Source organism: Planctomycetota bacterium, from assembly GCA_038746835.1.
In the GTDB taxonomy this organism is placed as follows: Bacteria; Planctomycetota; Phycisphaerae; order Tepidisphaerales; family Tepidisphaeraceae; genus JBCDKH01.
Genome location: JBCDKH010000189.1, coordinates 1 through 6,869 on the forward strand (window position 1 = coordinate 1; position 6,869 = coordinate 6,869).

General features: G+C 60.9%; 6 protein-coding genes. 1 reads left to right on the forward strand and 5 read right to left on the reverse strand.

Annotation, left to right across the window (positions count from 1 at the left end; all coding sequences use genetic code 11):
* Positions 1–20: 20 nt before the first annotated feature.
* The 3 genes from AAGI46_14405 to AAGI46_14415 are packed head-to-tail and all read right to left on the reverse strand — an operon-like array spanning position 21 to position 3,724.
* Positions 21–650: a hypothetical protein gene (locus tag AAGI46_14405; protein ID MEM1013399.1), complete on the reverse strand. Its 630-nt coding sequence runs from the start codon at positions 648–650 to the stop codon at positions 21–23.
* Positions 651–684: 34 nt separating this feature from the next.
* Positions 685–1,794 carry a DNA topoisomerase IV subunit A gene (locus tag AAGI46_14410; protein MEM1013400.1) on the reverse strand — a complete coding sequence of 370 codons (1,110 nt, stop codon included), beginning with the start codon at positions 1,792–1,794 and terminating at the stop codon, positions 685–687.
* A 28-nt stretch (positions 1,795–1,822) separates the two neighbouring features.
* The gene (locus AAGI46_14415; GenBank protein ID MEM1013401.1) at positions 1,823–3,724 is read right to left on the reverse strand and encodes a DNA topoisomerase VI subunit B; all 1,902 of its coding nucleotides are present in this window, start codon (positions 3,722–3,724) and stop codon (positions 1,823–1,825) included.
* Positions 3,725–4,087: 363 nt separating this feature from the next.
* Between AAGI46_14415 and AAGI46_14420 the strand changes: the two genes are divergently transcribed.
* Positions 4,088–5,413 (forward strand): hypothetical protein, encoded by a 1,326-nt coding sequence (locus AAGI46_14420; GenBank protein ID MEM1013402.1) that lies wholly within the window; start codon positions 4,088–4,090, stop codon positions 5,411–5,413.
* A gap of 206 nt (positions 5,414–5,619) precedes the next feature.
* Here AAGI46_14420 and panD read toward each other — a convergent pair whose 3' ends face one another.
* Both panD and AAGI46_14430 read right to left on the reverse strand, forming a co-directional pair.
* Positions 5,620–5,994: an aspartate 1-decarboxylase gene (panD, locus tag AAGI46_14425; protein MEM1013403.1), complete on the reverse strand. Its 375-nt coding sequence runs from the start codon at positions 5,992–5,994 to the stop codon at positions 5,620–5,622.
* Positions 5,988–6,842, reverse strand: coding sequence for a hypothetical protein (locus tag AAGI46_14430; GenBank protein MEM1013404.1), 855 nt, complete (start codon positions 6,840–6,842; stop codon positions 5,988–5,990). Before AAGI46_14430 ends, panD begins: the two co-directional genes overlap by 7 nt.
* Positions 6,843–6,869: the final 27 nt, after the last annotated feature.

Below are 6,869 nucleotides of genomic sequence, written 5' to 3' on the forward strand. Positions count from 1 at the left end.
GGCGGCCCACTCATTGGGACTTAATTTTGGCTATCCGACGGCACGGAGGACGGCATTGCTATAAAATGGAAGTGACCGTCAGCAAGCCTCTTGTCACTCTCTGCTTTGTAAAGGGCTTCGTCAGCATAGACGAGCGAAACTCGCGCTTCGAACGATGTTTTTTTCAGGTTATGAATAGATATGACATGCCTGTCATTTGACGAAGTTGCAATGACTATGGGTGCTCGATCAAATGGAGGTGAGAATTCGACTTTAACTCGGCCGATTTTCGTATCTTCATCATTGACCTTCAGTCGACTGGCGCGCGGGACTCGAGGCCCTGGACTGCTCACAGAATATTGCCCGTTCTCATACCGAACATGGCCGTAAACTGAGGTACCCTTCGATGCCGCATCGCGAAGCACAGAGGCGTCGGCTTTTGCTTGTTTTATTAAGTCTGCAAAGTCCCGGTCCGCTATTTCAGTCGCTTTTTCGTTAACGCGTTTTTTCACTTCGTCGGGTATTGTATAAATTGATGTAAACCCCGCAAATGAGACGAGGGCTACAAGAACCGTAATTCCTACCTTGGAATAGATTTTCCAACTAGTTTCGATCGCTGAAATTCGATCCGAATTTGACTGAACTTTTGTATTAATCTGATTATCGTTCATACGGTTCTCCGCTGCACGGTTATTCGCGACCGGATCAATCCAGCCACTGCTTCTTCTTGAGCTTCTGCGGCATGTATTCCTCCGTGATGAAGCTGAAGTCCTTGCTGCTGGCCGTTTCGAGCTCCATCTTCACGCCGCTCTTGAGCATGGCCTGGATCTCCTTCTGCCACGGCTTTTTCTTGGCGAACCACGGATAGGCGGCGATTTCCTTGAGGCGGTTGACGTCCTTGTCGTTGAGGTCGATCACGTTCGTGAAGCCGAACTCTTCGCGGTCGAAGGCGCTCATGCCAATGAAGCGAGCTGACGGGATGGCCATGCGTTGGCTCTCGAAGGCGAGGTTGATCGAGCCCTGTTTGAGGACACTGTAGATGTAGTAGCCCCACGGGTCGTTGTCGGCGAGCACGTAGACCGGGAGCTTGAGCTCCTTGTGCATGCGGTAGACCATCCGCCGCACGCCGCGCGGGGGCTGGCCGCCGCCGTGGATGATGGCGCAGTTGTACTTCTCCCAGAAGCGGTCCTGGTTGAAGCGGTTCCAGACGGCCGACTTCTCGATGAGCAGGACGAACTTGGCGTCGCTCTTCTTGAACTCGATGACGTTGGGCTCGACGATCGAGGGCACGCCCCAGCCGCCGGAGCCCATGCGGGAGAGGTCGATCGTGTCGCCGTTGTCGACGATGGTCATCGGGCCGACCATGTTGCCCTTGTTTTCGGCGAACAAACCGAGTTCTTCGCGGATGGAGCCGATCGTGACTTCGAGGTCTTCGATGATGGGGTCGGACTCGTCCTGCGTGTCGAAGGTGTTCTCCTTCGTGCCTTTGATGGTGTGTTTGCAGTGGTAGAACATGTCACGGATCGAGGTGGTTTTGCCTTGATCCGACAGTTCCTTGCAGCCGCTAGCGACGAGCATGGTCTGCATGAACTTCTTGGCCTGGCCGAGGTTGAAGAAGTTCCGCCGCTGAGCGGCGTCGCCCATGGTGATGATCTTCTTCCGCTCGTCGAAGGCGGCGTTGGAAAGCGAGCGCGTCGGGATGTCGAAGCCGGGATCCTCGCCGCGCTTGGCAGAGCGGGCGACGTCAACGGCCATGCGTTCGAGCTTCTTGCTCGTGTCGACGGGCTTCTTCTTTCGGGTGGTCGTGGTTGCCATCGTGGTCTTCCTTGGTGCTGCTCAAACCTCAGGCGGCGGCGTGTTCGGGTTGGTCGGTGGTGATGGCTGGGCTCTCGCCTTCAGCGGCTGACGCATCTGCGTCTTCGTCCTCGTCGTCATCGCGCTCGATGACGACGACGTTCGCGTCGCCGTCCAGCTTGCCGGCCTTCTTGGCGGGTTTGATGAAGTTGCCCTCGTCGTCGAGCTGCCGATCGGCCGTCTCGGTGCGGCTTCTGGCGACGTTCTTGAGGTCTTCGAAGAGCTTTTCGGGGTCGAGCTCGGTCATGCGACCGCAGGCGGCGACGACCTCGCCGATGTACTTGGCGAAGACGTCACGACGCTGTCCCTCGCGGGCGACGCGTTGCTTGCGACGGATGTACGTGTTGAGCTTTCGGCCGCACTCCTTGATCGCGAGCGTGATTTCCTTGCGGATCTCGTCGTAGTCGGCGATGGCTTCCTTCGACTCGCTCGTGAAGGGCACCCAGACGCTGGCCATGTGGATGAAGACGACCAGCGGGGCGTCCGGCAGCGAGCTCCGCGGCTGGCTCATGCCGTAGTTGCGCCAGTTCGTCTGCACGACGGCCTTGGTGATGCTGCACGCGGCCGGCTGGTAGAGCAGGGGAACTCGGTTGGCGAAGCGGATGACCTTTGAGCCGTCGCCCGCCGGGATGTCGCCGCCGAAGGCCAAGCCGACTTCGATCTGGAACGGGTTGCCGCGGTAGACCTGCGGGTCGCGCGTCTCGGCCGTGTAGAACTCGGCTTTGATCTCCTTGAGCAACCCTTTCAAGATCTGCTGCGGCCCGATCGGCACGAGGCAGTCGGTCGGCGGGTTCTGGATCTTGGTCTCGCTGATCGCGTTGTGGATCGCCTCGATCTGGCCGTGGTTGAGGGATGAGCAGTAGCTCTGCAGCGTGATCGTGCCGACCTTCGCCTTGCCGGCGATGTCGGTGATTTCCTTGGCGACCTTGGGGCTGACGCGGCTGAAGCTCTGCTGCAGGAACTCGCCGAGTTTGCTGTGCTTGGTCTCCTTAAGCATCCGCATCAGGACGCCCAGCTCCACGCCGTACGGGTGCGGCTTGATCTCGTCGGGCGTCTCGGGGACGTCGTCGACCTCACGCGGGAAGACGCGGTGCTCCAGGTCCGGGGCGGTGTAGACGATCCGCGCGTGCGGGTTGGCTATGGCGGTCTGCTCGAGATACTCGTCAACACTCGCCCGGCCGCGCTGAAACTTGCCTTCGAGCGTGATCGCAACCTCGGTGCCCTGACGAATCTTGTCTCCGTCGCGGTCGGTCCACTCGTCGAGGACATCGTCGACGGTGATTTCCGGGCGGTTCTTGAGCGTGTCGATGGCGAGTTCGAAGCGGTGGCACTTCGCCCGTGGGCCGGTTTTGGAGATGATCTGCACCGGCTGCCCGGTGGTGAGCAGGCCGTACATGCCGGCGGCGCTGATGCCGATGCCTTGTTGGCCCCGGCTCATGCGAAGGCGGTGGAACTTGCTGCCGTAGAGAAGTCGGCCGAAGACGTTGGGAATCTGGGCCTTAACGATGCCGGGGCCGTTGTCGCGGACGGTGACTTTGAACTTGGTGGCATTCGTCAACGACGGGACCTCTTCGACGCCGGAGTCAGAATCCGAGACTGGCGTCTCGGCGTCTTTGGGCTTCTTGGCTCGTTTGGTGCCGCCGTTGAGGGCTTCGATGGTGACGTGGATATCGGGCAGGATGCCGGCTTCCTCGCACGCGTCGAGCGAGTTGTCGACGGCCTCCTTGATCGTCGTCAGGAGGGCCTTGCGGGGGTTGTCGAAGCCGAGGAGGTGGCGGTTCTTGGCGAAGAACTCGCTGACCGCGATCTCCTTCTGCTTGGCCGCCATGGTCTCGGCGGTGGCGGCGGGCTTTTTCTTGGCGGACGTCGACGGAGCGGAAGACTTGGGCATGGCGGTGCGATGGCACGAGGCGGGTCGTCACAGGAAGCATCGGCCCGGCACGGCCTTCACGTCCAATAACGTCGCCCGCCACCAACAGGTTCGGCGACAGCAAGCACGATGTTAGCTATCCGTACGGTTTCGGCAAAGCCTGAATGAAACCTGTGGACAAGTCGGCGATCGGACTCGGCAGGCATGGGGTGCGCTACTTTAATGCACCCCTTCACGTGACGCTGCACGCATGAACATGGCGCAAGCCTCTCCTGCCAGTACCGCCTCTGAACGGTTGCTCAAGCGACGCACCTTTCGGTTGTTTGTCGGGCGATCAGCTAGTCTCTCGCCCAAAACCTCGACCCGCAGAATGGAAGCCGAACGATGAGAAAGCACACCAGAACATTCGCTGTGGCCTGCATCGCAGCCGTCGCGTTGAGTTCGAACGCACGCGGGGAAGAAGCGGTTTGGCGACTCACCGGGACAGGGCCTTCCGTTCGCTACGATGCGTCTCAAGTTGAGGGGGATGAGGCTCCAAACGCTTCTGATCGGTTTACCGGCGTTGAGTTTACGGGGCTTTATGCCAACTACACCCGGGCCGACACGTGGTATCCCACCTGGGCCTCGGACGGGCACCTCTACTCGCCGTGGACCGATGGCACGATCGGCGAATCGATGCAATTCGTTTGGTCCGGAGCGGGCAAAAACGCCAGAACGGGTCACGCCAAAATTTCGGGTGATGACCCCATGCAGTTGACGGTGTCCAACTGGGGAACCGTGACCGCTTCGGCAGCACCGTATCAAGGGCGATACCCATGCGGCAGCCTCATGCACGACGGCATCTGGTACTACGGAACGTATGCGTTGGACCAACCCAACAAAGACGTGCGAGATCGGTTCGGCTGGTACACACTCGGCCCGTTTGTTGGCTTCCGCTGGTCGAATGACTACGGCGCGACGTGGAACGAGACGCCTCACACGCCCAGCAGTCCACTGTTTGACGAACCCGGCCGGGACGAGCTGGATCTCGACGAAGGCAAGCGGGGCCCATTCATCAAGATGGGGGCTCCGCACTTCGTCGACTTTGGTAAGAACATGGAGCACTCGCCGGACGGCAAGGCGTATTTGGTCGGCCACGGTGCCAAAGACGATGACGCGCAGCCACGGATTGCCAACAGCTCATGGGTGACTGGCGATGCTGTGTACATGGCTCGGGTCACGCCGAGCGTCGGCAACATCAACGATGCTTCGAAGTACGAGTTCTACAGCGGCGAGGATGCTGCTGGAGAATCGATTTGGACCACTGACTTCGAAGAGATCGAGCCCATTTTGTATTGGAACAACCGCGTTGGCATCGTGACGATTACCTACAACGCGCCCCTCGATAAGTATCTGATGTGCATCACCGATGGTCATCGGGGAGACACCAGTCGTAAGGAGTACACCAGTTACATCATGGAGTCAGACCGCCTTACAGGCCCCTGGCGGCTGGTCGCTCACATGCCAGACTTTGGGCCGCAAGCGTACTTTTTGAACTTCCCTTCGAAGTTTATCTCTGACGACGGACTGACGATGTGGCTCGCGTTTTCCGCCAATTACATGAACGGAAACGACCGCAACAATCCAGAGTTTGTCAAGCGGACGACACCTCCAGGCAGTGCGTACTCGCTCAGCCTGCACGAGATGCGGTTGGTTGAGCGGGAGGAATGACAAGTGGTTACTTGTCGTGGGCGCATTCGGGATGTCGCGGTCGCACAGCGACACCAGCCTCGTTCACCGCTCGCCGACCGGTTCGGCTGGGCGGCAAGCTGTGACGCGATTGCATGCGTGCACGATTACGTGCGTTGTCTGCACCGGTGGTCAAGCTGGGCGTCGGTCACTCCCTCAGAGCTGACTTCGATTCCACTGAGCCGGTGCTAGTTCTTGGTCTTGTGCGTCAAGACGTCGGTCAGTGTGTTCTGGTCGTCGACGAGGACGACGCGGCTCTCGTGGGTGTCTAGTTCTTCGGCGTCGTAGTAGCGGAACGCGAGGAGGATCACCTTGTTGCCCACGGCAGTGAGTTTGGCGGCGGCGCCTTTGACGCCGATGACGCCGCTGCCGGGCTCGCCGGGAATGACATAGGTCTCGAAGCGGTTGCCATTCTCGCAGTCGGCGATGAGGACGGCCTCGTTGACGAGGATGCCGCTGGCTTCGAGGAGCAGCGGGTCGACGGCAACACTGCCAGGGTAGTCGACCTGCGTCTCGGTGACGGTCGCCTGATGGATCTTGGCCTTGAGCAGCTTCGTCAGCATCCGTCGGGCATGGTAGAGCCGGGCGAGGGCGTTCGGCGTTCGTGCCGCTGCAGAAGCCACGGGAACCGCTCGTGGTGGAGCCGGTAGAGCCGGGCCATGAGGGCGGCGGCGAGGTGGGCGGTGTAGATCGCGGCGATGACGACGCCGTATGTGATGCCGAGCACCGGTGCCAATGGCAACATTCGGCCGTTGAAGAAGCTCCGTCCGACCGCGATTTCCAGCGAGACGTAGAGCAGCCAGCCGGCCAGTCCATGCAGTGCCAACGCGGCGACGAACGCGAGCGTCGTCCAGGCGTAGCCGAGGCCGCAGATGCGAACGGCACGCAGCAGCCGTCGCGGGTCGAGGTTGGCCGCTGATGAGCCTTCGACGAGCGTCAGTAGAACGACTGGCAGCAGGCCCAGACCGACGCTGCCAAGCAAAACGGCTCCGGCCTGGGCGAGGATCGAGTCGACCTGCCACAGCGCGATCGCCGGGCCGAGCGTAAGGAAAAGTGCCCACGTGAGCCGCCACACCGGTCGCCAGACGTCGTCGGGCCAGTCGGCGTTGCGGAGCACCGGCGGCAGGTCGTCCAGTGCCTGCGGGCCGAGGTCGTCGAGCACGTTGACGTAGTGCGATCCGAGGGCGATCAGGCACAGGAGCACCGGAATCGCCATCGGCACGGCTCCGTTGATCGCGAAGAGGGCAAGCCCGTGTGCGACCGCGACGATGCCGACGCAGACCACGAGCGTCATCGCGTTGCCGACGTGAAGCAGTTCCCCGGGCACGGACGAGAGCCCGCCCACCACCTGCCGGCTGGTGCGGGCGTAGCGAAGCGGCGGCGCAGGCGGGTTGGAGGTGCTGGCGGGCACTGACACGTTCTACGTCGGCTCGGCAAA

Bases quoted from the DNA above. Each gene is read 5' to 3' on its own strand.
- AAGI46_14405 (MEM1013399.1), bottom strand. From the start codon at position 650: ATGAACGATAATCAGATTAATACAAAAGTTCAGTCAAATTCGGATCGA.
- AAGI46_14410 (MEM1013400.1), bottom strand. From the start codon at position 1,794: ATGGCAACCACGACCACCCGAAAGAAGAAGCCCGTCGACACGAGCAAG.
- AAGI46_14415 (MEM1013401.1), bottom strand. From the start codon at position 3,724: ATGCCCAAGTCTTCCGCTCCGTCGACGTCCGCCAAGAAAAAGCCCGCC.
- AAGI46_14420 (MEM1013402.1), top strand. From the start codon at position 4,088: ATGAGAAAGCACACCAGAACATTCGCTGTGGCCTGCATCGCAGCCGTC.
- panD (MEM1013403.1), bottom strand. From the start codon at position 5,994: ATGCTGACGAAGCTGCTCAAGGCCAAGATCCATCAGGCGACCGTCACC.